We start from the raw sequence: 24,049 nt of genomic DNA on the forward strand, positions 1-24,049 counted from the left end.
CACTTTGGGACAGAGCATTCAATTGCCGAACCTGCGGCATCTGCGGATGGCGCAGACCATCGGCCGCCTGGGCGGGGTCAGCTGTACGTCGCGGGCGCTGAATACTTCGCAGCCGGCGGTGACACAGGCGATCCTGAACCTGGAATGCCAGCTGGGGGCGCCGTTGTTCGAACGCCATGCCACCGGCACCCGGCCAACCGCCGCAGGGCGGCTGTTCCTGCGCCGCATCGGCCGGTTCTTCGAGATCCTGGAGGCGGCGCTGCACGATGTGCTGGGGGCGGCCGAGACCGGCGGCCCCTACCCACCGGCCGAGCGCCTGGTGACGGGAACCCAGCTGCGGGCGTTGATCGCGGCGGCGGATCCGGCCGGCGTGGCGGCCGAAGCGGCACGGCTGGATGTGGCCCCGGCGACGCTTTACCGTTCGGCCCGGACGCTGGAACGCACGCTGGGCCGGCCGCTGTTCGACCGCTCGGCCCAGGGGCCTGCCTGCAACCGGACCGGCGAGGCGCTGGTGCGCGAGGTGCGACGGGCCCTGAGCGAAATCACCCTGGGCTTTGCCGAGATCCGGGCCGATGGCCAGGCAGAGATCGTGCTGGGCGCTGCGCCCACCGCCGGCAGCCCGGAACTGACGCAGGCGTTGACGGCCTTCGCCGCGCAATGTCCCAGGGCGCGGGTCACGGTGATCGAGGGCGAGGCGGGGACATTGCGCCAGGCCCTGCTGGACTGCCGCATCGACCTGCTGCTGGCGCCGCTGCAGGGGCCGCAGCCCGGTCTGGATGAGGCGGAGCTGTGCGCCGAGGAGGTCCGCCTGGTGGCGCGGCGCGGCCATCCGTTGACCCGGCTGGCCGAGGTTCCGGCCGCGGCGCTGGCGCGCTGCGACTGGATCCTGCCGCCCACCGACAGCCCTCGCCGCGGACAGATCGACCGGATTTTGGCCGGGCTGCCGCATCCGCCGGCGCGTCGGCTGGAGACCAACTCGCTTGCATGTACCCGGGCGATGCTGCTGGAGACCGATATGGTCAGCGTCCTCGATCATGGCGAGATCGGGCCGGACCTGCGGATGGGACTGCTGGAGGCGCTGCCCTGTCCGGCCCTGGAGGCCCCGCCACCCCGCGGGGTGATCACCCGGACCGGATGGCTGCCGACCCGGGCGCATGGGCTGTTTCTGGACGGCCTGCACCGTGCCGCGGGCGCAGGGCCCGCGCCACAGGCCCTGCGCCCGCGGATCGTTGCGGCGTCCTGACCGGGATCAGCTGTTCTTGGCGCGCGGCGCGCAGAAATCGACGAAGGCTTTCAGCGCCGCTGAGGCATTGCGCCGCGACGGATAGACCACGCTGATCGGGATGTCGGGCAGCGAATATTCGCACAGGATCACCTCCAGCTGGCCGGCCTCGAGGTAGTCGCGCACCAGGAAATCGGGCATGAAGGCGATGCCCATCCCATCCAGCGCCGCAGTGGCGATCAGTTCGCCATTGTTGGCCGAGAAGACCGGGTGGATCTTCTGGTACAGCAGTTCCTCGCCGCGCTTGAAGGGCCAGGTGCCGGCGCCGCGCATGTTGGCGTAATAGAGCGTGCGGTGATGCGCCAAGTCCGAAGGTTGCTGGGGGATGCCGTGTTCGGCCAGATAGGCGGGCGAGGCGACCACATGGGTTTTCACCTGGTGGAACTGGCGGGCATGCATCGAGGTGTCCTCGAGCTCGCCCACGCGGATCACCGCGTCGTAGCCGTCAGAGATCATGTCATGCACCTTGTCGTCCAGCGAGACCTCGAGCTGGATGGCGGGGTATTCGCGCATGAAGCGGATCAGGTGCGGGCGCAGGGTCTTCAGCGTGTAGGAGACCGGCGCGCCGATCTTCAGCCGGCCGGCGGCGGTGTTGACCTCGGTCTTGACGCTTTCGTTGGCCTCGTCCAGCAGGTCGAGGATGCGCCGGACCTTGGCGTAGTAATCGAGCCCGATGCCCGTGGGCTTGACCGAGCGCGTCGTGCGCGTCAGCAGCCGGGCACCAAGGTTGGCCTCGATATCGTTGATATGCTTGGAGCACATGCTGCGGGAGATCCCCAGCCGGTCCGCCGCAGCCGAAAAGGAACCCTCTTCCACGATGAGGGCATAGGTGCGCAACGCGATAGTATCCATCGAAACCGTCTCACTGGTATGACGACCGCATGACGATCGTGCGAAGGGACTGTCTAGATAGGATAAACGGCGGCGGGTTTGAACTCCGTCTTTCTGCACAGCGGCACGTGGCTTCACGCTTGTGTGTTGGGAGTTGAAACATTTCGTGAAAATGAACAGGCCCCGGGCCTGCGCTTTTCTGCCTGGGTGGACAGGCAGAAGGCGGAGGACCGGGGCCCGACGTGCCGCGGCGGTCTCAGGGAGCGTTGACCGGACGGCGCGATTCTTTCGGCTTAGCGGCCGTTGCTGAGCGGCACGTCAGCGCGCGGGAAGGCCGTCACGGTGAAGGTGTCGTTCGAAGCCAGGTTTTCGGCCTGGGCGGTGGTGTGCGGCAGGACCGAGGCGGGAACCGAAACGGCGGTGCCCGAGGTCAGCGGCACTTTCGAGGTCGCGATGCCGGTTTCGTCGGCGGAAGCATAGAAGCTGTCGGTCGGGACCAGGACGGTCGTCGAGGTCGGCGCGGTGTTTGCGAAAGCGGCGCCGGCGGAGGTTGCGACGATCAGTGCGGTGAAGGCAGTTGCTGCGAGTTTCATTGTTTTTTCCTTCGTTTCTTATGTGGCGCGGTTGATCGCGTCTTGTGAGGAGGAGATAGGCCTCAATGCCCGGAAGCATTAGATGTCATTTTTCGTTTACACTTTTCGACATGAACGCACAATCAATGACCACTGTTCACGACCGCGTGCGCTAACGCGCCATGGATGCCCCTAGGTTATCCTTGACGGGAAAATTTTCATGTTTGGCAGAAAAATAAGGGGTCCGAATGTACCGTTCGGTTCCGTCAGGCCTGTCTGCCGCCGCTGCCGCGGCGCTTCTGCATGGAAATCCGTCGGGATCTGCGAGGGGCGTCGGTCTGCCGCCGCCGCCCGGACTCGCGCCGCATGCCATCGAGAACCGGCACGGAGCCTGATGCCCACCGAAGACCCGCAGAGCGACACCCTGGTCAAGACCAAGCGGCGGATATCGCCGTTCCATGTGGCGAAGCGGGGCCGCCTGCAGCGCCGGATTGGGGGCCGGGTGCGGCTGAGGAACCGATTGTTGCGGGGCTTCTGCGCCTTCGCAGCCCCGGGACCCAGGTGCCGCCTGGCCCCCGATCCGACGCCGTGGACCGGTGCGGCGATAGAGGCGGCAGAGCTGCTGCGGGTGTGCCGCATCCGGGGATGGGGGGAGAGGGCCGAAATCCTGACCGTCTGGCCGGATGAGGGTGCCGCCTTGGCTGTCGCGCGCGGCGGCACCCGGGGCGGGGGCTCTGCCCCCGTCTCCTGCGGAGACTCCCCCGAGGTATTTCGGAACAAGAAAATGCAGGCTCAGGCGGCGGGTTGCACCACAAGGCGATCACGGCCGGTGTCGGCCTGCCAGGCCTCGGCGATCCGGGTGAGAGGCGCGGTCTGCGTGGCGATCTGCAGCTGTGCGGCATCGGCGGCGGCAAGCAAGTCGCGGATCGACTGAATCATACCCGGCATCGAGACGCTGCCGATGCCACTGCCCATGAGCTCGATCGCGGCGGAGCGGAGCCAGGCGCCGGGCAGGGTGATCTCGGCTCCGGCGATGGCGCCGATCTGGACGAAGCGGCGACGTCGGTCGGCGGGGCGGGCATGGCTGGCAGCCTGCAGGATCGCCTCGGCCGAGGGGCCCCAGAGATAATCGAGGATGACGTCGACGCCGGCGGCGAAGCAGGCCTGAAGGCCGTCCTGGACAGCGGCCGGGTCGGCGAGCGACAGGACCGTGTCGGCGCCGAGCGCGCGCAGCTGTTCCAGGGCCTGAGGATCGCGGCCGGTGGCGATGATGTGAGCGGCGCCCATGTGCCGGGCGATCTGCACGGCGAGCTGGCCCGAGACCCCGGTGGCGCCATTGATCAGTACGGTTTCGCCTGGCTGCATCCGGGCGCGTTCGCGCAGCGCCATCCAGGACGACATGCCGGGATTGGCGAGCGCGGCGGCGCGCACATCGTCGAGCCCCTCGGGCAGGGGCACGCAGAAGGCCGGACGCACCGGCGCCAGTTCGGCCAGGGCGCCATAGGGCGCGCGTGGCAGGGCGAAGTAGACACGTTGCCCATCCGGCAGCTCTCCGGTGCCATCGACGCCGGCGACGAAGGGGTAGGTGCCGTCAAAGGAATAGTGGCGCCCCGAGGCGCGGGCGCGCACCAGCTGGCTGACGGCGGACGCGCGGACGCGGATGATCTGTTCGTCGCCCTGGGCGACGGGGGGTGGGAAATCGGCACAGACGGGGGCAGCGCCTGCCCCGGTGACAACGGCAGCCTTCATGGCATCGATCTTTTCAAAGAAGTATGTTGTGTGCATAATGCAGATAAATAACAGCAACCGATGTGTCAATGAAAAACCTGCAAAATGCACATATGTCAGCCGATATGCGGCAGCTTCACGGGGCGATCCTGGATATTGTGGCGGTTATGAACCGGCCGCAGCGCGATTCGCAGATCGTCGCGGCCGCAGGCATCCGGCTGGACCGGGCCCTGTTCCCGTTGCTGGTGCTGGTGGAACGGCTGGGGCCGGTCGCTCTGGGCGAGCTGGCGGACCGGGTGGGGCGTGATCACACGACGATCAGTCGCCAGGCCGCGCGGCTGGAGGAGCTGGGGCTGATCGAGCGTCGCCCCGGACAAAAGGACCGGCGGGTGCGCGAGGCGCGCGTCACCGAGGCCGGCCGGACAATGACCGACCGGATCGATGCCGCGCGCGAACAGATCATGCGCCGGACGCTGGCGGACTGGGCGCCCGAGGATGTCTCGGCGCTGGTGCGGCTGAGCCGGGACTATGCCGATGCGCTGCTGGCGGACATGGGGCGCGGCGGTGCGTCGCAGCCCGACGGCTGAGCGACCTGGCCGGCTTGGTGACCCAGGTCACCGAGCCTGTGGGGGCTGGAGAGGTAGCATCGGGTCATCCACAAAAGGGAGATCCGGGATGAAACGCAACATGGGATGGATCGACAGGGCCCTGCGCATGGTCGCGGCCCTGGTGCTGGCCTGGCTGGCCCTGTCCGGGCCGCTGGCTGAGGCAGGCGGTCTGCACTGGCTGACGCTGCTGGTGGCACTGGTCTTCGCGCTGACCGCGGTGATGGGATTTTGCCCGCTTTACCGGCTGGTGGGGCTGCGGACCTGCGGCCGCGGCTGAGGCCTCAGCCGTCGAGGATCAGCCCGGACACGCCGCTGAGCGCCTCCCAGGCGGTTTCGAACGCCACTTCCAGGGGGGTCTGCTGCTCCAGCCAATGTTCGATCGCCGTCCAGGAGGCGGTCAGCAGGGCATGCGACAGGATCACCAGGAAAAAGGCCGAGCGGCCGGGAAAGCGCCGGCCCAGGATATCGGCCATTTCACCGCTGATCAGTTCCCGCCGGGCCATGTAGATTTCCAGGATGCGCGGCTGGCAGCGCAGCAGCGGCACGATGACCTCCAGCTCGTCCCGGTGCTGCCGGGCGGCCAGGGTCGAGGTGCGCAGCATGTCATGGATATCGCTCCGCGCCGGCCCCTGCGCCGCAAGGAAGGCCGCGCGGGCCTCCTCGGGGAAGGCGGGGTGGTCGCCAAACAGCGCCGCTTCCTTGTTCGGGTAATAGTTGAAGAACGTCCGCGGGCTGACGCCCGCCCGCCGGCTGATGGCCTCGGCCGTGACGGCCTCGAATCCTTCCTCGCGGGTCAGCGCCACGGCGGCCTGCTGAATCACCCGCGCGGTCTCGGCCCGGCGCCGCGCCCTCAGATCGGCCATGTGTCTCCTCTCTCCCGGTTCGACGGGGCCTTCAGGCACGGCAAGACCCCCGGGTTGCGCCTGAAGGGCAAAACACGCCCCTGGGTGCAACCAGGCGTCCGAAACTGCCGCACTCCCACGAGGGATGAGTGAAAGCCCGCCGTTGAACGTCCATTCAACTAGTTGTCAGGCCGTTCTTGATTTACATACTGGGCAAACCTTGCACACTCTGCAAAGATTCGCCAAGTCATCCTCCCAGGGACCCGGCGAAGTGTTGCCGGAAAGCATGATCAGGAACGGACATTCGATGATGAGATATGACGGCCAGGGCCGCCGGACGCTGACGCTGGCAGTTGCCCTGATGGCCCCCAACGCGCTGCTGGCACAGGGCTGGCAGGTGACGCCGGAAGTTGGCTACGTGACCCTGCACCAGACAGACGTCACCCAGACGGTCGAGCTTCCGGGCCGGGCCGTTGCCTATGAGCAGGCCGACATCCGTCCCCGCGTTGACGGGATCGTGATGCAAAAGCTCTACAAGCCCGGCTCTGAGGTGAAGGCGGGCGATCCGCTGTTCCAGCTCGATGATGCCAGCTACCAGGCGACGGTGGATGCGGACGAGGCCAGCGTGGCCGAGGCCGAGGCCGACCTGCCCGTGAAGCAGGCGGCCTATGACCGCGCCGCCAAGCTGGAGGGGTCGGGCTACACGGCCGCGGATGTGGATACGGCGAAATCGGACCTGGCCTCGGCCAAGGCGACGCTGCAATCCGCGAAGGCCGCGCTGAAATATGCTCAGGTCCAGCTGGGCTGGACCACGATCCGCTCGCCCATCGACGGCATCGTCGACGTCGCGGCCGTATCGACGGGCGACCTGGTGACCTCGGCGCAGGATACCGCGCTGACCACCGTGACGACCCTCGATCCGATCGACGTCGAGCTGCTGGAGCCCGCCGCCGACATCCTGGCGCTGCGCAAGAAGGTGAAAAGCGGCGCGCTGACCCTGTCGGACAAGATCCAGGCCACCCTGGTCGTCGAGGGCGGCGATACCTACGAGGCCACCGGCGAGCTGGTCACCCCCTCGCCCACCGTGTCGACCACCACCGGTTCGGTCACCGTGCGCTTCCGCTTCGACAACCCCGAACACGTGATCCTGCCGGGTATGTTCCTGCGCGGTACCGTGCAGATTGGGACGCTAAAGGCCTTCCTGGTTCCCCAGCGTGCCGGCGAGCATGATGCCGACGGCAGCTTCAGCTTCTTCACCATCGGTGCCGACGGCAAGGCCAAGAAGGTCACCGTGCCGACCGAGGGCAGCCAGGACAATGCCTGGATCGTGACCTCGGGGCTGGAGGACGGCGTCAAGGTGATCGTCGACGGCCAGAAGAACCTGCAGGACGGCGCAGCCGTCAAGGCCACCGCCGTGACGATTGCCGATGACGGCAACACCACGGATGTGACGCCGGCTGCGGCTTCGGACGGCACGAAGGCCGCATCGGAATAACGCGACATGGCTCAGTTTTTCATTCACCGACCGGTGTTCGCCTGGGTCCTCGCGATCATCCTGATGATCGCCGGGGCCTTCGGCCTGAACTCCCTCGCCATCTCGCAATATCCAGAGGTGGCGCCCACCACGGTGCGCATCAGCGCCACCTATACCGGCGCCTCGGCGGCCATCGTGAAGGATTCGGTGACATCGGTCATCGAGGACGGCATGACGGGCCTCGACGGGCTGCTCTACATGACCTCCAGCTCGTCCGAGGGCAGCTCCTCGATCTCGCTGGTGTTCAACTCCAGCACCGATCCGGACATGGCGCAGGTGCAGGTTCAGAACAAGCTGCAACTTGTTGAAAGTACGCTGCCATCCGCGGTGACCACCGCGGGTGTCTCGGTCACGCGCTCGACCAGTTCGATCCTGATGGTGGGCGCGCTGGTCTCGGACGACAACAGCTATTCCAACGTCCAGCTGGGCGACATGTTCTCGAACCTGATGGAGGATTCGGTGCAGCGCCTGGAGGGCGTCGGCTCGATCCAGGTGTTCGGCTCGGAATATGCGATGCGGATCTGGCTGGATCCGGACAAGCTTTACAAATATGCCCTGACGCCCTCGGATGTGACCGATGCCGTGTCCGAGCAGAACAGCAACGTCACCGTCGGGACCCTGGGCGCCATCCCGGCCTCGAAGGGCCAGCAGGTGACCATCTCGCTGAAGGCGCAGTCGCAGCTGAGCACCGTCGACGACTTCCGCAAGATCGTGCTGAAGACCAATGACGACGGCTCTTCGGTCTATCTGGGCGATGTCGCGCGGGTGGAACTGGCGGATGACGACTATACCGTCCAGGGCCTTTACAACGGCCATAACGCCACCGGCTTCGGCATCAACCTGCAGAACGGCGCCAACGCGGTTGCCACGTCGGAACGCGTCCACGCGGCGATCGACAAGCTGAAGAAGGCGCTGCCGGAAGGCGTGTCGGTGGTCTATCCCTACGACACCACACCGTTCATCCAGGAATCCATCCAGCAGATCTACCACACCCTGTTCGAAGCCATCGTCCTGGTCTTCGTGGTGATCCTGGTCTTCCTGCAAAGCTGGCGGGCGACGATCATCCCCTGCATCGCTGTGCCTGTGGTTCTGCTGGGGACCTTCGGGGTCCTGGCGGTCACGGGGCTGTCGATCAACACATTGACGATGTTCGCCCTGGTGCTGGCCATCGGCCTGCTGGTCGATGACGCCATCGTGGTGGTGGAAAACGTCGAACGGGTGATGGAGGAAGAAAAGCTGGATGCCGTCACCGCCACCGAGAAATCCATGAAGGAGATCTCCTCGGCGCTGGTCGGCATCGTGGTGGTGCTGTCCTCGGTCTTCCTGCCGATGGCCTTCATGTCGGGCTCGACCGGGGTGATCTACCGGCAATTCTCGATCACCATCATCTCGGCCATGGTGCTGTCGCTGCTGGTGGCGCTGATCCTGACCCCCGCCATGTGCGCAAGCCTGCTGAAACCCCAGCACGGCAAGAAGAAGATCTGGCCAGCGCGCAAGTTCAACGGCGGCATGGATCGTCTGAACAACGGCTACACCGGCACCGTCGCCCGGCTGATCAAGCGGCCCTTCCGCATGGTCGTCGTCGTCGTCGCCGTCGGTTTCGGCATCTATGCCGTCTATGAAAAGCTGCCGTCGTCCTTCGTGCCGACGGAAGACCAGGGCGTGCTGATGGCCTCGATCTCGCTGCCGCAGAACGCCACCCGCGCCCAGACCGAGAAGACGGTGACCGCGGTCACCGACTTCCTGCAGCAGAAGTTCCCCGATCAGACCAAGAGCGTCTTTGCCGCCATCGGTTTCGGCTTTGACGGCAAGGGCCAGAACAACGCCCTGATGTTCGCCAAGTTGAGCTCGATCGAGGAGCGCCCCGGCCTGACCGCCGGACAGATCGCCATGGCCGCGAATGCGCATTTCGGCTCGGGGCGCTATGGCCAGGTGTTCTTCCTGCAACCGCCGCCGATCCAGGGCATGGGCTCTTCCGACGGGTTCAGCATGTACCTGATCGACCAGGGCAACCAGGGTCTGGACAAGCTGCAGGCCGCGGCCGCCGAAGTGGCGCAGAAGGCCACTGCCTCGGGCAAGATCACCTCGGTGCGCGGCTATGAGGCCAATACCAAGACCCAGCTGCAGATCGACCTGGATCCGCAGAAGGCGCAGGCGATGGGCCTGACCATCTCGGACATCAACTCGAACCTGTCGACGATCTTTGCCGGCAGCTATGTCAACGACTTCACCCTGAACGGCAAGCTGCGCGACGTCCGCGTCATGGGCGACGAACCCTACCGGATGCAGCCCTCGGACATCGACAAGTGGTACATGCGCAACTCGGATGACGAGATGGTGCCGCTGAAGGCGTTCTCGACCCAGAAATGGGGCACGACCTTCACCACGGTCGCCCGCTACGGTGGCGTCAACGCGATCGAGCTGCAGGGCTCGGCGGCGTCGGGCGTCAGCTCGGGCGATGCGATGAACGAGATGCAGTCGATCGTCGATGGCATGGACGGCAACTATACGTTGGCCTGGACCGGCCTCAGCTATCAGGAGCAACTGTCGGGCAACCAGGAACCGATCCTCTACACGCTGTCGGCGGTGGTGGTCTTCCTGGCGCTGGCGGCGCTTTACGAAAGCTGGTCGGTGCCCTTCGCGGTGATGCTGGCGGTGCCGGTCGGCCTGCTGGGCGCGCTGGTCGCGGCCTGGTGGTTCGGCCAGTCGAATGACGTCTACTTCAAGGTGGGCATGCTGACGACAATCGGTCTTGCGGCCAGGAACGCCATCCTGATCGTGGAATTCGCCGAGAAGCTGCGCGAAGAGGGCATGGAGCTGTTCGAGGCGGTCAAGACCGCCGCCCGGATGCGTCTGCGCCCGATTCTGATGACCACCTTTGCCTTCGGGCTGGGCGTCTTGCCGCTTGCAGTTGCCAGCGGAACCGGTGCCAATGCGCAGAACTCCATCGGGATCGGCATGCTGGGTGGCATCGCCTTCTCGGCCGTGTTCGGTATCGTGATGGTGCCTGTCCTTTACGTTGCGGTGCGCCGCATCGTCCGTACGTCCAAGCGCGGCCCGGGCCGCAAGGAGACCGCATAATGCAATTGATGAAACTGGCCCCTCTGATGCTGGTGGCGGGCTGTGCGGCCGTGGGGCCGAACTACAAGACCCCCGCAGTCCCGCTGACGACGCAGTTCGTCGGCGGTGACACCAGCCCGCTGGCGCAGGTCGCCTACCGGGCCTGGTGGAAGGACTACAAGGACCCGATGCTGGACCAGCTGGTGGAAACCGGCATGAAACAGAACCTGAGCCTGCTGCAGGCTCAGGAGCGGATCCGCGAAGCCCGCGCCAGCCTGCGGGAAACCGGCATCAACTCGGCGCTGAGCGGCTCGGCCGAAGTGTCGAAGACCCGCTCGGGCGTGCGTGGCCAAAGCGCGGCCTGGGGCGACACCTCTTCGTCGCTGTCGGCTGATTTCGTGATCGACCTCTTCGGTGGGGTGCGCCGCGAGCAGGAGGCCGCCAAGGCCAACCTGGCGGCCGCCCAGGCCGATGTCGGCACCGAACGGCTGGCCTGGCTGGCCGAGCTGATCGCGGATTACGGCAATGCGCGCTACTACCAGCAGGCGCTGGAGCTGACGCGCAAGACCATCGAGACCCGCCAGGAAACCCTGGACATCACCCAGCAGGAACTGAACGCCGGCGCCTCGACCACCCTGGACGAGGCCGAGGCCCAGGCCGCGCTGCAATCGGCCCAGGCCGACCTGCCCAGCTACCTGGCGCAGTTCCGGGCCCAGGTCTTTGCCATCGCGACGCTGCTGAACGTGCCGGCAGGCCCGCTGATGACCCAGATGGAAAAGGGTGCCAGCCAGCTGCGCATCCCCGGCACCATCGCCACCGGCGTGCCGGCGGACCTGCTGCGCAACCGTCCCGACATCCGCTATTACGAGGCCGTGCTGCACCAGCAGGTGGCCAAGGTGGGCGTCGATACCGCGGCGCTTTACCCCTCGATCAGCCTGTCGGGCACGGTCTCGGGGACCAGCAACGCCACCAGCTGGAGCTTCGGCCCCTCGATCAGCCAGGCGATCTTCAACCAGGGCGCGCTGCGGGCTACGCGCGATGCCCAGGTCTCGACCGCCAAGCAGGCCGAGATCGACTACCGCTCGGCGATCACCAGTGCCGTGGGCGATGTGCAGACCGCGCAATCGAACCTGAAGCAGTACCGCCTGCAGGCGGTGCAGCTGCAACGGGCGGCGGATTCGTACTCGAAGGCGCTGGAACTGGGGCAGACAACCTACCGCAACGGCGCGATGACGCTGCTGGACCTGCTGGACACCGACCGTTCCGAAGCCTCGGCGCGGATTTCGGCGGCCTCGGCCCGGAACCAGGCGGCACAGGAATGGGCGACGCTGCAGATCGCCATCGGCGCGGGCGCAGGCTATGCCGAGATCCCCGAGGAAAAACCGGCTCCGGCAAAGAACTGACACGGGCGTTCCGGCGCCAGGACAGGAAAGGGCGGCTCCGCAGGGGGCCGCCCTTTTGCGTGGATCAGGCGCTGTCGCGGATCACCAGCGGCGCCGGCAGCACCGTGACCGGCGCCGCCGCCTCGCCCGCGATCAGCCGCTGCAGGACGGCGACGGCGCTGCGGCCCAGCTCGGTACGCTGCTGGTGCACGGTGGTCAGCGGCACGCGGAAGGTTTCGGCCATGTCCAGATCGTCAAAGCCCACCAGGGCGATGTCCTGGGGGATGCGGCGCCCGGCGCGCAGCATCCGCGCGGCAAAGCTGACCGCGGCCGTGTCCGAGGCGCTGAATACGCCGTCGATCTGCACCCGCTGGGCCAGCAGCGCCTCGGCGGCCTCGGCGCCCGATTGCAGCGAATAGGGGCCCTGCCAGCGCCAGGCGGGGGTCAGCCCGGCCTCGGCCAGGACCTCAAGGAAGGCGGCCTCGCGCAGGCGGGCCGGGCCGCTGATCCCGGGGCCCGCGATATGCGCCAGCCGCCGGCAGCCGCGCGCCAGCAGGTGGCGCGTCGCCGCCCGCGCGGCACCGTGGTTGTCGGAATGCACCACCGGCCAGCCCGGCGGCGGCGTGTCGTCATCGACCAGCACCGCCGGCACCCGGCCCAGCTGGTCCATCGCCGCCTGCACCGCCGCGCAACAGCTTTGGTCCAGCACCACCATGCCGTCGCACCGCCGTGGGTCCAGCCCCTGCGGCTGGCGCAGGTCGCGCACCAGCAGCGACAGCCCGGCGCCTGCCAGCGCCTCGGACATGCCGGCCAGGATTTCGGCGTGGTAGCGGTTCGACAGGTGCGGCAGCACCGCCAGGATCGCCCCGGTCCGCCCGATCCGCAGGTTGCGCGCAGCCACATTCACCCGGTAGCCGGTTTCACGCACCGCGTTCAGCACCGCGACGCGGGTCGCCTCGGCCACCATGTCGGGGTGCTGCAAGGTGCGGCTGACGGTCGAGATGGAGACCCCCGCAATGCGGGCGACGTCCTCGAGGCGGGCGGTGGTCAGGGCATGTTCCTTCCGGGACGCGGGGCTTTCTGTCCGCTTAGCGGTCGCCCTGGCCCCTTTTCAAGCCGTTTCCGTCCCGGTACCGTAACCCCGCTTACAGGAAGGCCCCCGATGTCCCAGGAACGCCCGCTCAACAGGCCCGGTCTGGCCGAGGTCGCCGCTGCCGCGAATGTGTCGGTAGCGACCGTCAGCCGGGCCCTGTCGCGCCCCGACATGGTGTCCGAGCGCACCCGCACCCGGGTGCTGGAGGCCGCCGCCCGCATCGGCTACCAGGTCCATGCCGGAGCGCGGAACCTGCGGCTGCAGCGGGCGGGCGCCGTGATGGCGCTGGTGCGCGGCCTGTCGAACCCGTTCTTTTCCGAGGCGCTGGAAGGCATTGCCGATGTGCTCGAGGCCTCGGGGCTGGAACTGGTGATCGCCGATACCGCCCTGGCCGCCAACGGCCCCGAGGCGATGCGCGGCTTTCTGGCGCCGGGGCGCTGCGACGGGGTGATCGTGATGGACGGCTCGATGGGGGCCGCCCTGGCCGAGATGCACGACATCCTGCCGCCCGCCGTCCTGGCCTTCGAACCGGTCGCGGGGTCGCCCCTGCAGCAGGTGCTGTGCGACAATGCCGGCGGGATCGAACAGGCGATCGCGCATCTGTGGCAGGCCGGGCACCGGCGCATCGCGCATCTGGCGGGACCGGCCGACAACGTGGTGACCGGCCTGCGCAGCCAGGCGTTCCGGGCGGGGCTGGCCCGGCGCGGCGCCGAACCCGTGGTGATCGAAGCCGGAGACTTTACCCTGACCGCCGGGCGCGATGCCGCCCGGGACTGGCTGCGGGGGCCGCGGGCCGAAACCGCGCTGATCTGTGCCTCGGACCAGCTGGCCTGCGGCTTTGGCTGGGCGCTGCAGCGTGCGGGGCTGGTGCTCCCAGAGGCGCTGTCGCTGGTGGGCTTCGACGACCTGCCGCTGGCCGCCCACGGTCCGGTGCCGCTGACCACCCTGCGCCAGCCCCGCCGCCGCATTGGCGAAGAGGCCGCCCGCCGCGTCCTGTCGCTGATGGCCGCCGCCCCCCCTGAAGGCGACCTGCTGCTGCCCCCCGAACTGATCTGTCGCGACAGCACCTGCCCGCAGGCTGCGTGATCCGATAAACGGAATTACAATAGCCGTTGCATATTTTTGAAAACGTTTGCATTGTCACTTCGACGCCCGAAGGACGGAGACGGACGATGCAGACGATGAAAGGGCCAGCGATTTTCCTGGCGCAATTCCTGGGTGACAGCGCGCCCTTTGACAGCCTGAAGGGGATCGCGGGCTGGGCCGCGGGGCATGGCTATCGCGGTGTGCAGGTGCCGACCGGGGATCCGGCGATCTTCGATCTGGCCCGGGCCGCCGAGAGCCAGACCTATTGCGACGACATCCGTGGCCTTCTGGCCGACAAGGGGATCGAGATCACCGAGCTTTCGACCCATACCCAGGGCCAGCTGGTGGCGGTGCACCCGGCCTATGACACGCTGTTCGACGCCTTCGCGCCGAAAGCGGTGCAGGGCAACCCCGCCGCCCGCACCGCCTGGGCGGCCGAACAACTGATGCTGGCGGCGCGGGCCTCGACCCGGCTGGGGCTGAAGGCCCATGCGACGTTTTCCGGCGCGCTGGCCTGGCCCTATGTCTACCCCTGGCCGCAACGCCCCGCAGGCCTGGTCGAGGCCGCCTTTGCTGAACTCGGCCGTCGCTGGCGCCCGATCCTGGACGCTTTCGATGCCGCGGGCGTCGATCTGTGCTATGAACTCCACCCCGGCGAAGACCTGCACGACGGCACCACGTTCGACCGTTTCCTGGAGGTGGTGGACCACCACCCCCGCGCCAATATCCTGTATGATCCCAGCCACTTCGTGCTGCAGCAGCTGGATTACCTGGGCTTCATCGACCGCTACGGCGACCGCATCCGCGCCTTCCATGTCAAGGATGCCGAATTCAACCCGACCGCCGCGCAGGGCGTCTATGGCGGCTATGCCGACTGGAAGGACCGGGCCGGGCGCTTCCGCTCTCTGGGCGACGGACAGGTCGATTTCTCGGGCGTCTTCTCGCGGCTGGCGACGGCCGGATATGACGGCTGGGCGGTGCTGGAATGGGAATGCGCGCTCAAGCACCCCGAGGTCGGCGCCGCCGAAGGCGCCCCCTTCATCGCCCGGCACATCATCCCGCTGACCGACCGCGCCTTCGACGATTTCGCGGATAGCGGCGTCGATGCGGCCACCTTGAAAACCCTGATGGGGATCCCGGCATGAAACCTGTACGTCTTGGCATGGTCGGTGGCGGCATCGGCGGCAATATCGGCAAGGTCCACCGCATGGCCGCACGGCTGGATGGCGCCTATGATCTGGTGGCGGGCGCGCTGTCCTCGGATCCCGCGCGCGCCGCCGAAAGCGCCGCCGCCCTCAACATCGCGCGCAGCTATGCCGACTGGCAGGAGATGGCCCGGGCCGAGGCCGCCCGTCCCGACGGGATCGAGGCCGTGGCCATCGTCACCCCCAACCACCTGCACCGCCCCATGGCCGAGGCCTTCCTGCAGGCGGGCATCCACGTCATCCTCGACAAGCCCCTGACCACCACGCTGGAGGATGCGCTGGCGCTGGAAAAGGTGGTTCGGGATGCGGCCGCGCGCGGCGTGCAGTTCCTGCTGACCCATCCCTACATCGCCTATCCCATGGCCCAGGAGGCCCGCGCCATCGTCGCCCGTGGCGACATCGGCCGGCTGCGCGTGGCGCAGGTCGAATATGCCCAGGACTGGCTGGCCCGAGAGCTTCCGGGCAACAAGCAGGCCTCCTGGCGCGCCGATCCGGCGCTGGCGGGCGCCGGGGCGCTTGGCGATATCGCGACCCATGCCTTCCAGATGCTGCGCTATGTCTCGGGGGCGGCGGTGACGCAGGTCTCGGCACAGCTGACCGCCTTCGTGCCCGGCCGCCAGATCGACGACGACGTGCAGGCCCTGCTGCAGCTTGAAGGCGGCGCGCGCGGGATGCTGTGGGCCAGCCAGGTCGCGGCGGGGCGCGAAAACGGCCTGGTGCTGCGGCTTTACGGCGAAGACGGCTCGGTCGAATTCCACCAGGAACAGCCGAACACGCTGCGGGTCGCGCGGCTGGGGGAACCGGTGGTCACGCTGACCCGCGCCGGCCATGGCACCAGCGCGCCCGCCCGCGTGCCCTCGGGCCACCCGGAGGGCTATGTCGGCGCCTTTGCCGCCCTTTACACCGGCTTTGCCAGGCAGATCCGGGGGCAGGAGCCGGGGATCGTGCTGCCCGGAATCGACGATGGGGTCGAGGGCATGGCCTTCATCCGGGCCGTTCAGGGATCGGCCACGGCGGACGGCGCCTGGACGCCATTGCGCTGAACTCTGCGCCGCTCCGGGCTTCGGGGCGGCGCCATTTGCACGACCGATGCAGGGAAAGCTCGCCAGCCGCAAAATTTGGATGTACTCAAACGGTATATGCGCATCCGGTGGAAGGAAAGAGCGATGGAGATCAAGGTTCGCAAGATCATGTGCCGGGTGGACGAGATCCTGCACGAAGGCGGCCCCGTGGCCGAGGTGCCGCAGAAGAAGGGCGTGATCATGGCGGTGATCGCCAACCCCTATGCCGGCCGCTATGTCGAAGACATCACCCCGATGATGACCGCGCTGGAACCCCTGGGCGCCGAGCTGGCCGACCGTCTGGTCGCCGCCATGGGCGGGGATGCGCAGCTGATCGAGGGCTACGGCAAGGGCGCCATCGTTGGTGTCGAGGGCGAGCTGGAACATGGCGCGCTGTGGCATGTGCCGGGCGGCTACGCGATGCGCGGCGCCCTGGGCGAGGCGCTGGCGATCGTCCCCTCGACCAAGAAGGTCGCCCCCGCCGGCACCGAGATCGACCTGCCGATTACCCATGTGAACGCCTCTTACGTGCGCAGCCATTTCGACACGGTGACAGCGGGCATTGCCGATGCGCCGAAGCCGGACGAGATCGTCGTGGCGCTGGCGATGACCACCGGGCCGCGCGTGCACGCCCGCGTGGGTGGCCTGAAGGCGGCCGAGATCAGCAAGAAGGACGGCCTGCGGTGAAGATCCGGCGCCTTGTGACCTTTGTCGAGGACACCCTGTCGGAACAGGACATCGCGCTCGCCACCCCGGTGCGCCGCGCGGTCGCCATGGCGGTGATCGAGAACCCCTTTGCCGGCCGGTTCCAGGCCGATCTGTCCGATCTGATCGCCATGGGCGAGGCTCTGGGTGATCTGCTGCCGCGCCGGGCGCTGGCCGCCCTTGGGCCCGATGCGCAGGCGGAAAGCTTTGGCAAGGCCGCCATCGTCGGCACCGACGGAGAGCTGGAACATGCCGGCGCCATCCTGCACCCGAAGCTGGGCGCGCCCTTCCGCGCGGTGCTGGGGGGCGGGCCGGCGCTGATCCCCTCGGCCAAGAAGCGCGGCCGGGCCGGCACGGCGATCGACATCCCGCTGGGGCACAAGGATGATGCCTATATCCGCAGCCATTTCGACGCGATCGAGGCCCATATCCCCGATGCCCCCCGCCGCAACGAGATCCTGGTCGCGGTGGCTGTCACCGATGGCGGCCGCCCGCTGCCGCGCATCGGCGGCAAGACCACGGCGGATCTGTAAAAGATTTTCGCGATCCGGATAGGGCTTTCCCTTCCCGGATAGCGGCCCCGGCCCCCGGGCCCGCAAGATACCCCCGCAACCAACAGAAGCGGAGGGTAAGATGCGCAGTTTCGAGGGCCGGGTGGCCATCGTCCCGGGCGGGGCAACCAAGATCGGCGCGGCGGTGGTGCAGGGGCTGCGGGCCCGTGGCGCCCTGGCCATGGTGGCCGATATCGACATCGCCGGCGGCCGCGCCCTGCAGGCCGAAGGCGTCGCCTTCCAGCCCTGCGACCTGCGCGACGATGCCCAGATCGCGGCGCTGGTCGACCGCACGATCCAGACCTACGGCCGGATCGATTTCCTGGTCAACGTCGCCGCCAGCTATGCCGATAACGGCAGCGCCTCCAGCCGCGACGAATGGCTGGACGCGTTCAACGTCAATGTCGTGGGCTCGGTCATGCTGATGCAGGCGGCGCGGGCGGAACTGGCCCGCAACCGGGGCGCCATCGTCAATTTCGGCTCGATCTCGGCGCGGGTCGCGCAAAGCGGCCGCTGGCTGTACCCGGTGTCGAAGGCCGCGATCCTGCAGCTGACGCGCAACCAGGCGATGGATCTGGCGGGCGAGGGCATCCGCGTCAACGCCGTCTCGCCGGGCTGGACCTGGTCGAACATCCTCGACGGGCTGTCGGGCGGCGACCGCGCCCGTACCGACCGCGTCGCGGCCCCCTTCCACTTGCCCGGCCGCATCGCCGATCCCGAAGAGATCGCCAATGCCATCCTCTTCCTGCTCTCGGACGAGGCCAGCTTCATCACCGGCACCGACCTGCGCGTCGATGGCGGCTACACCGCCATGGGCCCCGAACAGGCCCTGGCCGCCATCCCCCTTCTGCAGGAGTAATCCCCATGGCACGTATCACCCTGATCGGCGGCGGCCAGAGCGGCCTGCAACTGGGCATCGGCCTGCTGCAGGCGGGCCATGCCGTCACCCTGATCCAGGATCGCACCCCCGCGCAGATCGCCTCTGGCAAGGTGCTGTCCTCGCAATGCCAGTTCGCCACCGCCCTGGCCGAGGAAGCGACCCTTGGCCTTGATCTGTGGGCCGAAAGCTGCCCGCCGGTGCAGGGCATCTCCTTCACCGTGCCGACCCCCGGGGGCGACAAGGCCATGGCATGGTCGGCCCGTCTGGATGCCCCGGCGCGTTCGGTCGACCAGCGGGTGAAGATGCCCCGCTGGATGGAGATTTTCGAATCCCAGGGCGGCCGGATCGAGATCCGCACCGCCGACATCGCCCTGCTGGAGGCCCGCGCGCGCACCGACGATCTGGTCATCGTGGCCTCTGGCAAGGGCGAGATCGGGCAGCTGTTCACCCGCGATGCCGAGCGCTCGGCCTTCGACGTGCCGCAACGCGCGCTGGCATTGACCTATGTCCACGGCATGGCGCCACGGCCCGACTTCACGGCGGTGAATTTCAATCTGATCCCGGGGGTGGGCGAATATTTCGTCTTCCCCGCCCTGACCACCTCGGGCCCCTGCGAGATCATGGTCTTCGAGGGCCTGCCCGGCGGCCCGATGGACCGCTGGTCAGGCGCGCGCACCCCGGCCGAGCATCTGGCGATGTCGCGCGAGATCCTTCAGACCTACCTGCCCTGGGAGGCCGAGCGCTGCCGCGACATCGAACTGACGGATGGCAACGGCACCCTGGCGGGGCGTTTCGCGCCGACGGTGCGCCATCCGGTCGGCCGGCTGCCCTCGGGCGCGGTGGTGCTGGGGATGGGCGATGCGGTCTGCCTGAACGATCCGATCACCGGGCAGGGGGCCAACAATGCCGTCCGGGCCGCAGCGGTCTACCTTCGGGCCATCGCCGAACGCGGCACGGCGCCCTTCGATGCGCCCTGGATGCAGGCCACGTTCGAACGCTTCTGGGACCAGGCGCAATGGGTGGTGCGCTGGACCAACATGATGCTGCAGCCGCCGCCGCCCCATGTGCTGGAACTGATGGGCGCCGCCCAGGCCCTGCCTGAACTCGCCCGCCGCATCGCCAACGGCTTCGACGATCCACGCGACTTTTTCCCCTGGTTCGCCGAAGACATGGCCGCCCGCGCCTATCTGCAACGCCTGCAGGCGGCCTGAGCGATGACGATCGCGGTCGATACCTTCCGCCAGGCGATGGCGCTGTTTCCCGGCGCCGTCACCCTGATCACCACCGGCGCGGGCGCGGCACGCCAGGGCCTGACCGCCACTGCGGTCTGCTCGGTCTCGGATGCGCCGCCCAGCCTGCTGGTCTGCGTCAACCGCCGCAACGCCACCTGCGCCGCGATCGAGACCTCGGGGCGGTTCTCGGTGCAGCTGCTGGGGCCCGGCCATGCCGATCTGGCCCTGGCCTTTGGCGGGGCGGGGGCAGAGCGCGGCGCCGACAAGTTCCGCCAGGGTCCCTGGACCCAGGATGCCTTCGGCCAGCCCCGGCTGCAGGACGCCTGCGCCAGCCTGTCCTGCGCCCTTGCCAGCGCCACGGCTTCGGGGACGCACATGATCTTCGTCGGCCGGATCGAGGCCGCAGCCCTGTCGGACGGCGCGGCGCTGATCTATGCGCGGGCAGGCTTTCACGGGCTGGCGGCGCTGGCCTAGGCCGGTGGCCGCGGCCGGGCCGCCATGCTAGGGCAGGGGCGTTCATCCCGGAGGCCCCATGTCCCAGCCCGCCCGCATCGTCGTCATGGGTGTCACCACCTGCGGCAAATCCACCATAGCCCAGGCGCTGGCGCAGCGGCTGGGCTATGCCTTCATCGAAGCCGACCTGCTGCATCCGCCTCAGAACATCGACGCCATGACCCGCGGCATCGCGCTGGATGATGCCATGCGCGCGCCCTGGCTTTCGGCGGTGGCGGCGGCGATGACGGTGGGATCGGTCACCGCCTGCTCGGCGCTGAAGCGGTCCTACCGCGACCAGCTGCGCAGCGGCGGGCCGGTGTTCTTTGCCCATCTGGCGCTGGATCTGGCCCAGGTCCGCGACCGTCTGGCCCGCCGGCAGGGCCATTTCATGAACCCCGCACTGGCCGACAGCCAGATCGCCACGCTGGAACCCCTGGGCCCGGACGAGACCGGCTGTACCCTTGATGCCACCCGCCCGCCCGAGGTCCTTGTGCAGCAGATCCTGGCGGCGCTGCCGCGCTAGCAGCCGCCCCCCTCTGGCGGTCTGAGGGGCCATTGCCAGCCCGCATTGATCGGATGTTGCCCCTGGGGGCCCTTGCGCCGCTCAGCCCACCATGGCGCCGATGCGCGCTGCGGTCTCTTTCAGCTCGGGCAAGAGCTGCAGCGCCCGCTCGCGCGTCAGCCGCTGCGAGATCGACGAGATGCTCATCGCCAGATAGGAGGCGCCGCGCGGATTGGGCACCGGCACCGTCAGCCCGGCCACGCCGATGAAGGTGACATCGCGCGCCCAGCCGAACCCGTCGCGGCGGATGCGCTCGACCTCTTCGTGCAGCCCGTCGGGGGTGGCCTCCTTGAACTGGCGGCGGTCGCGGGCGGCCCGGCGGATCAGGTCGTCGACCTCGTCCTCGGGCATGGCCGACAACAGCGAGCGGCCGCAATGGCTGGCCACCAGCGGCACGGATTCATTGGCGGTGACGAAATGGGTGCGGATCGGATAGGCGCCCTCGCAGCGCAGCAGGTAATGCGCCAGATCGCCGGTGCGCATCGCCAGATAGACCGTGTCGCCGCAGCTGTCGGCCAGCGCCTGCACCACCGGACGCAGCCGCGCCGGATCGCCCACGGGGCTTGGCGCATTCAGGCCCAGTTCATGCATCAGCGGCGCCAGGCGATAGCGCCGGTCCTGCGTCCGCTCGACGAACCGTTCCGTCGTCAGCGTCGCCAGGATCCGGTGCACCGTCGGCCGACTGAGGCCCGAGCGCGCCGTCAGGTCGATCAGCCGCGCCCCGGCCGGACCGTGACGCCCCAGCTCCTTCAGAATCAGGCAGGTGCGTTCCACCACCTGGCTGCGATTGCCGCGATCGCGGATGTCGTCGTCCTGGGCCGCGTCCATGGCGCCTCCGATAGTTCATCATGCGGACTATTATTCAGAATTTTCGCCGCATCTTTTCGGCAGACTTGCAAATTGCCCTGAAATTCTCAAGCCATATTGCGCGACGATCCGTTCACATGACGGACCATTTTGGACTCAGGGAGGATTCCATGCACAATCGTTTTGCTGGCCAGGTGGCCGTGATCACCGGCGGCGCCCGCGGCATCGGCCGCGCCGCCGCCACCCGCCTGCAGGCCGAGGGCGCCACCATCGCCCTGTGGGACCTGAAGGATGCCACCCAGGCCGCGGCGGAAATGGGCGGCGACACCCGCGGCTTTGCCGTCGATATCTCGGACGAGGCTTCGGTCGTGGCGGCCGCCGCCCAGACCGAAGCCGCCTTCGGGCGGATCGACATCCTGGTCACCGCCGCCGGCATCACCGGCCCCACCCATCCGGTGCAGGGCCAGCCCTATGCGCCCTGGCGGCAGGTCATCGACATCCACCTGGGCGGGGTCTTTCTGTGCACCCGCGCGGTGCTGGACGGGATGCTGGCGCGCGACTACGGGCGCATCGTCACCGTCGCCTCGGTGGCTGGCAAGGAAGGCAATGCCAATGCTTCGTGCTATTCGGCCGCAAAGGCGGGGATCATCGGCTTTACCAAGTCGCTGGGCAAGGAGCTGGCAACCAGCGGCGTGCGCGCCAACTGCTTTGCCCCCGGGCTGATCCGCACACCCCTGATGGACCAGCTGCCGCCCGAACAGGTGCAGTTCTCGTTGTCGCGAATCCCGCAGGGCCGCTTCGGCACGGTCGAGGAAGCCGCCGCCATGATCGCCTTTATGGCGAGCGGCGAATGTTCGTTCAATTCGGGCGCGGTCTTCGATATGTCCGGGGGACGGGCCACCTACTAGGTCCACATGCCGGACAGAGCGGACCCGCCAGGGTCCGCAAAGTCCAAAAAAATTCGCAGAACAGATCTACATTTTATTTCGTAAATTCTGATGTTTAAAAAATTCCATCGGAAAAGATTTGCCCTGAATCCATCAAAAATATTCCAAGACGTCCGCATATCGGACCTTGTCGATTGACCCCGGGCCGCAAAATTTCCAGCATAAGCCCACGGAGGACGAGCGACACCCGGACCAGAGGAGCGGGTCCGTCGCCCCGGGCTTCGGCCAAGAGGAGAAACTGACGACAGAACGCCCCAGACCCCCTGCAGCCCGGCTGCGGGCCAGTGTTCTGCGTCCAGGGAGGAAGACGATGAAAAGAATTCTCTGCGCGTCCGTGTTCGCCATGATGGCCACCGGCGCCCTGGCAGATGACACGTTCAAATTCGCCATGATCGACCCGTTCTCGGGGCCGGCCGCAGTGGTCTCGGAGCGCATCGAACAGGTGCTGCGCTTTGCCGCCGACAAGGTGAATGCCGAAGGCGGCCTGAACGGCCAGAAGATCGAGATCCTGACCTTCGACAACAAGATGAGCGCCCAGGAAACCGCCATCCAGGCGCAGAAGGCGATTGATGCGGGCGCCCGGATCCTGCAGACCTCGGTGTCGTCGTCGAACACTTTCGCGCTGGTCGATTTCGTCAAGAAGCACAACCGCCGCAACCCCGACGACAAGGTCATCGTCTTTGACGGCGCCTCGCATGATCCCGCGATCACCGGAGCGAAATGCAGCTTCTACAGCTTCTCCTGGGTGCTGGATGCGGACATGAAGACTGCCGGGCTGGCGCATTACCTGGAAAGCCGCCCCGATATCACCAAGGTCTTCCTGCTGAATGCGGAAGGGTCTTCGGGCCAGACCTCGCGCAAGTCGATCCTGGACATGGTGACCGAGGCCCGCCCCGATATCCAGTGGGTCGGCGATGACACCCACCCGCTGCAGAAGATCACCGATTTCACCCCCTATATCGCCAAGATCAAGGCCTCGGGGGCGCAGGCGGTGCTGACCTCGGACTGGGGCGCGGACCTGTCGCTGGAACTGAAGGCCGCCGGAGAGGCGGGCCTGCCGGCGGAATGGTTCACCTTCTTCTCGACCGGGCCGGGGGCGCCGACGGCGATGGCGCAGTCGGGGCTGGCGGGCAAGGTCTATTCGGTCTTCGACGGCGACGGCGGCACCCAGAATGACGACTACAAGGCCTATGAAGCCGCCTTCCGCGCCTCGGGCGGGGTCTCGGCCAGCAGCTTCCCGGGGGACACCTCGGCGATGCGCGCGCTTGCGATTGCCGCCAGGAAGGCTGGCAGCAACCAGGTCGATGCGCTGGTCACCGCGCTGGAGGGCACCCAGTTCCAGACCGTCTACGGCGCCGATGCCACGGTGCGGCCGGAAAACCACCAGCTGCTGACGCAGATGTCGATTGCCACCTTCGGTCCCGTCACCGACGGCGGCTTTGACGAGGAAGGCACCGGCTGGGGCTGGCATGATGTGGCCACGATCCCGGCGGATGTGATCACACTGCCGTCAACCTGCAAGATGGACCGCCCCTGAGCGGCGGAGGAGGCCGGGCCGCATGAGGCGGCCCGGCAACTGCCTGCCC

The 24,049-nt window shown here is 67.7% G+C and carries 23 protein-coding genes; 17 read left to right on the forward strand and 6 right to left on the reverse strand.

Features of this window, described 5'->3' with window-relative positions:
• Window positions 1-4: 4 nt before the first annotated feature.
• On the forward strand, window positions 5-1,243 hold the full coding sequence (locus AC2ITM_RS20455; protein WP_486470051.1) for a LysR substrate-binding domain-containing protein: 1,239 nt from the start codon (window positions 5-7) through the stop codon (window positions 1,241-1,243).
• Between the two features lie 6 nt (window positions 1,244-1,249).
• Here AC2ITM_RS20455 and AC2ITM_RS20460 read toward each other — a convergent pair whose 3' ends face one another.
• The 3 genes from AC2ITM_RS20460 to AC2ITM_RS20470 form a co-directional block, all read right to left on the reverse strand.
• Window positions 1,250-2,134: a LysR family transcriptional regulator gene (locus tag AC2ITM_RS20460; RefSeq protein WP_486470052.1), complete on the reverse strand. Its 885-nt coding sequence runs from the start codon at window positions 2,132-2,134 to the stop codon at window positions 1,250-1,252.
• 272 nt (window positions 2,135-2,406) lie between these two features.
• Entirely contained in the window at window positions 2,407-2,706 is a 300-nt protein-coding gene (locus tag AC2ITM_RS20465; RefSeq protein ID WP_486470053.1) for a hypothetical protein, read from the reverse strand.
• 771 nt (window positions 2,707-3,477) lie between these two features.
• Window positions 3,478-4,434, reverse strand: coding sequence for a quinone oxidoreductase family protein (locus tag AC2ITM_RS20470; RefSeq protein WP_486470054.1), 957 nt, complete (start codon window positions 4,432-4,434; stop codon window positions 3,478-3,480).
• 92 nt (window positions 4,435-4,526) lie between these two features.
• Between AC2ITM_RS20470 and AC2ITM_RS20475 the strand changes: the two genes are divergently transcribed.
• Window positions 4,527-5,000, forward strand: a complete 474-nt coding sequence (locus AC2ITM_RS20475) for a MarR family winged helix-turn-helix transcriptional regulator (protein WP_486470055.1) — start codon at window positions 4,527-4,529, stop codon at window positions 4,998-5,000.
• Between the two features lie 88 nt (window positions 5,001-5,088).
• Complete coding sequence (locus AC2ITM_RS20480) at window positions 5,089-5,298, forward strand: YgaP family membrane protein (RefSeq protein WP_486470056.1); 210 nt, start codon at window positions 5,089-5,091, stop codon at window positions 5,296-5,298.
• Between the two features lie 4 nt (window positions 5,299-5,302).
• Here the strand turns inward: AC2ITM_RS20480 and AC2ITM_RS20485 are convergent, their stop codons facing one another.
• Window positions 5,303-5,884, reverse strand: a complete 582-nt coding sequence (locus tag AC2ITM_RS20485; protein WP_486470057.1) for a TetR/AcrR family transcriptional regulator — start codon at window positions 5,882-5,884, stop codon at window positions 5,303-5,305.
• 286 nt (window positions 5,885-6,170) lie between these two features.
• Between AC2ITM_RS20485 and AC2ITM_RS20490 the strand changes: the two genes are divergently transcribed.
• From AC2ITM_RS20490 to AC2ITM_RS20500, 3 genes are read left to right on the forward strand one after another with little or no spacing between them, the layout of a single operon-like run.
• On the forward strand, window positions 6,171-7,358 hold the full coding sequence (locus AC2ITM_RS20490) for an efflux RND transporter periplasmic adaptor subunit (protein ID WP_486470058.1): 1,188 nt from the start codon (window positions 6,171-6,173) through the stop codon (window positions 7,356-7,358).
• A 6-nt stretch (window positions 7,359-7,364) separates the two neighbouring features.
• On the forward strand, window positions 7,365-10,478 hold the full coding sequence (locus tag AC2ITM_RS20495) for a multidrug efflux RND transporter permease subunit (RefSeq protein WP_486470059.1): 3,114 nt from the start codon (window positions 7,365-7,367) through the stop codon (window positions 10,476-10,478).
• Window positions 10,478-11,860, forward strand: coding sequence for an efflux transporter outer membrane subunit (locus AC2ITM_RS20500; RefSeq protein ID WP_486470060.1), 1,383 nt, complete (start codon window positions 10,478-10,480; stop codon window positions 11,858-11,860). The genes AC2ITM_RS20495 and AC2ITM_RS20500 overlap by 1 nt, the downstream gene beginning before the upstream one ends.
• Before the next feature lie 64 nt (window positions 11,861-11,924).
• Here the strand turns inward: AC2ITM_RS20500 and AC2ITM_RS20505 are convergent, their stop codons facing one another.
• Window positions 11,925-12,821 carry a LacI family DNA-binding transcriptional regulator gene (locus tag AC2ITM_RS20505; RefSeq protein WP_486470061.1) on the reverse strand — a complete coding sequence of 299 codons (897 nt, stop codon included), beginning with the start codon at window positions 12,819-12,821 and terminating at the stop codon, window positions 11,925-11,927.
• Between the two features lie 180 nt (window positions 12,822-13,001).
• Here AC2ITM_RS20505 and AC2ITM_RS20510 point away from each other — a divergent pair, with 180 nt between their 5' ends.
• The 9 genes from AC2ITM_RS20510 (at window position 13,002) to AC2ITM_RS20550 (ending at window position 20,670) form a co-directional block, all read left to right on the forward strand.
• On the forward strand, window positions 13,002-14,018 hold the full coding sequence (locus tag AC2ITM_RS20510) for a LacI family DNA-binding transcriptional regulator (protein WP_486470062.1): 1,017 nt from the start codon (window positions 13,002-13,004) through the stop codon (window positions 14,016-14,018).
• A gap of 86 nt (window positions 14,019-14,104) precedes the next feature.
• Window positions 14,105-15,163: a sugar phosphate isomerase/epimerase family protein gene (locus AC2ITM_RS20515; RefSeq protein WP_486470063.1), complete on the forward strand. Its 1,059-nt coding sequence runs from the start codon at window positions 14,105-14,107 to the stop codon at window positions 15,161-15,163.
• Window positions 15,160-16,266: a Gfo/Idh/MocA family protein gene (locus tag AC2ITM_RS20520; RefSeq protein ID WP_486470064.1), complete on the forward strand. Its 1,107-nt coding sequence runs from the start codon at window positions 15,160-15,162 to the stop codon at window positions 16,264-16,266. The genes AC2ITM_RS20515 and AC2ITM_RS20520 overlap by 4 nt, the downstream gene beginning before the upstream one ends.
• 123 nt (window positions 16,267-16,389) lie before the next feature.
• Window positions 16,390-16,971 carry an amino acid synthesis family protein gene (locus tag AC2ITM_RS20525; protein ID WP_486470065.1) on the forward strand — a complete coding sequence of 194 codons (582 nt, stop codon included), beginning with the start codon at window positions 16,390-16,392 and terminating at the stop codon, window positions 16,969-16,971.
• Window positions 16,968-17,522 (forward strand): amino acid synthesis family protein, encoded by a 555-nt coding sequence (locus AC2ITM_RS20530; RefSeq protein WP_486470066.1) that lies wholly within the window; start codon window positions 16,968-16,970, stop codon window positions 17,520-17,522. The genes AC2ITM_RS20525 and AC2ITM_RS20530 overlap by 4 nt, the downstream gene beginning before the upstream one ends.
• Before the next feature lie 100 nt (window positions 17,523-17,622).
• Window positions 17,623-18,399, forward strand: coding sequence for an SDR family oxidoreductase (locus tag AC2ITM_RS20535; RefSeq protein ID WP_486470067.1), 777 nt, complete (start codon window positions 17,623-17,625; stop codon window positions 18,397-18,399).
• Window positions 18,400-18,404: 5 nt separating this feature from the next.
• Complete coding sequence (locus AC2ITM_RS20540) at window positions 18,405-19,631, forward strand: styrene monooxygenase/indole monooxygenase family protein (RefSeq protein WP_486470068.1); 1,227 nt, start codon at window positions 18,405-18,407, stop codon at window positions 19,629-19,631.
• A gap of 3 nt (window positions 19,632-19,634) precedes the next feature.
• Entirely contained in the window at window positions 19,635-20,126 is a 492-nt protein-coding gene (locus AC2ITM_RS20545) for a flavin reductase family protein (protein ID WP_486470069.1), read from the forward strand.
• 58 nt (window positions 20,127-20,184) lie between these two features.
• A complete protein-coding gene (locus tag AC2ITM_RS20550; RefSeq protein WP_486470070.1) occupies window positions 20,185-20,670 on the forward strand; it encodes a gluconokinase in 486 nt (161 codons plus the stop codon).
• Between the two features lie 81 nt (window positions 20,671-20,751).
• Here AC2ITM_RS20550 and AC2ITM_RS20555 read toward each other — a convergent pair whose 3' ends face one another.
• Window positions 20,752-21,537 carry an IclR family transcriptional regulator gene (locus tag AC2ITM_RS20555; RefSeq protein ID WP_486470071.1) on the reverse strand — a complete coding sequence of 262 codons (786 nt, stop codon included), beginning with the start codon at window positions 21,535-21,537 and terminating at the stop codon, window positions 20,752-20,754.
• Window positions 21,538-21,686: 149 nt separating this feature from the next.
• On the opposite strand from AC2ITM_RS20555, the gene AC2ITM_RS20560 reads away from it, so the two are divergent.
• Together AC2ITM_RS20560 and AC2ITM_RS20565 are read left to right on the forward strand one after the other, a co-directional pair.
• Window positions 21,687-22,424, forward strand: a complete 738-nt coding sequence (locus AC2ITM_RS20560) for an SDR family NAD(P)-dependent oxidoreductase (protein ID WP_486470072.1) — start codon at window positions 21,687-21,689, stop codon at window positions 22,422-22,424.
• 349 nt (window positions 22,425-22,773) lie between these two features.
• A complete protein-coding gene (locus AC2ITM_RS20565; RefSeq protein WP_486470073.1) occupies window positions 22,774-24,000 on the forward strand; it encodes a branched-chain amino acid ABC transporter substrate-binding protein in 1,227 nt (408 codons plus the stop codon).
• Window positions 24,001-24,049: the final 49 nt, after the last annotated feature.

The sequence above is a fragment of the Pseudooceanicola sp. NS-SX9 genome (genome assembly GCF_057380705.1).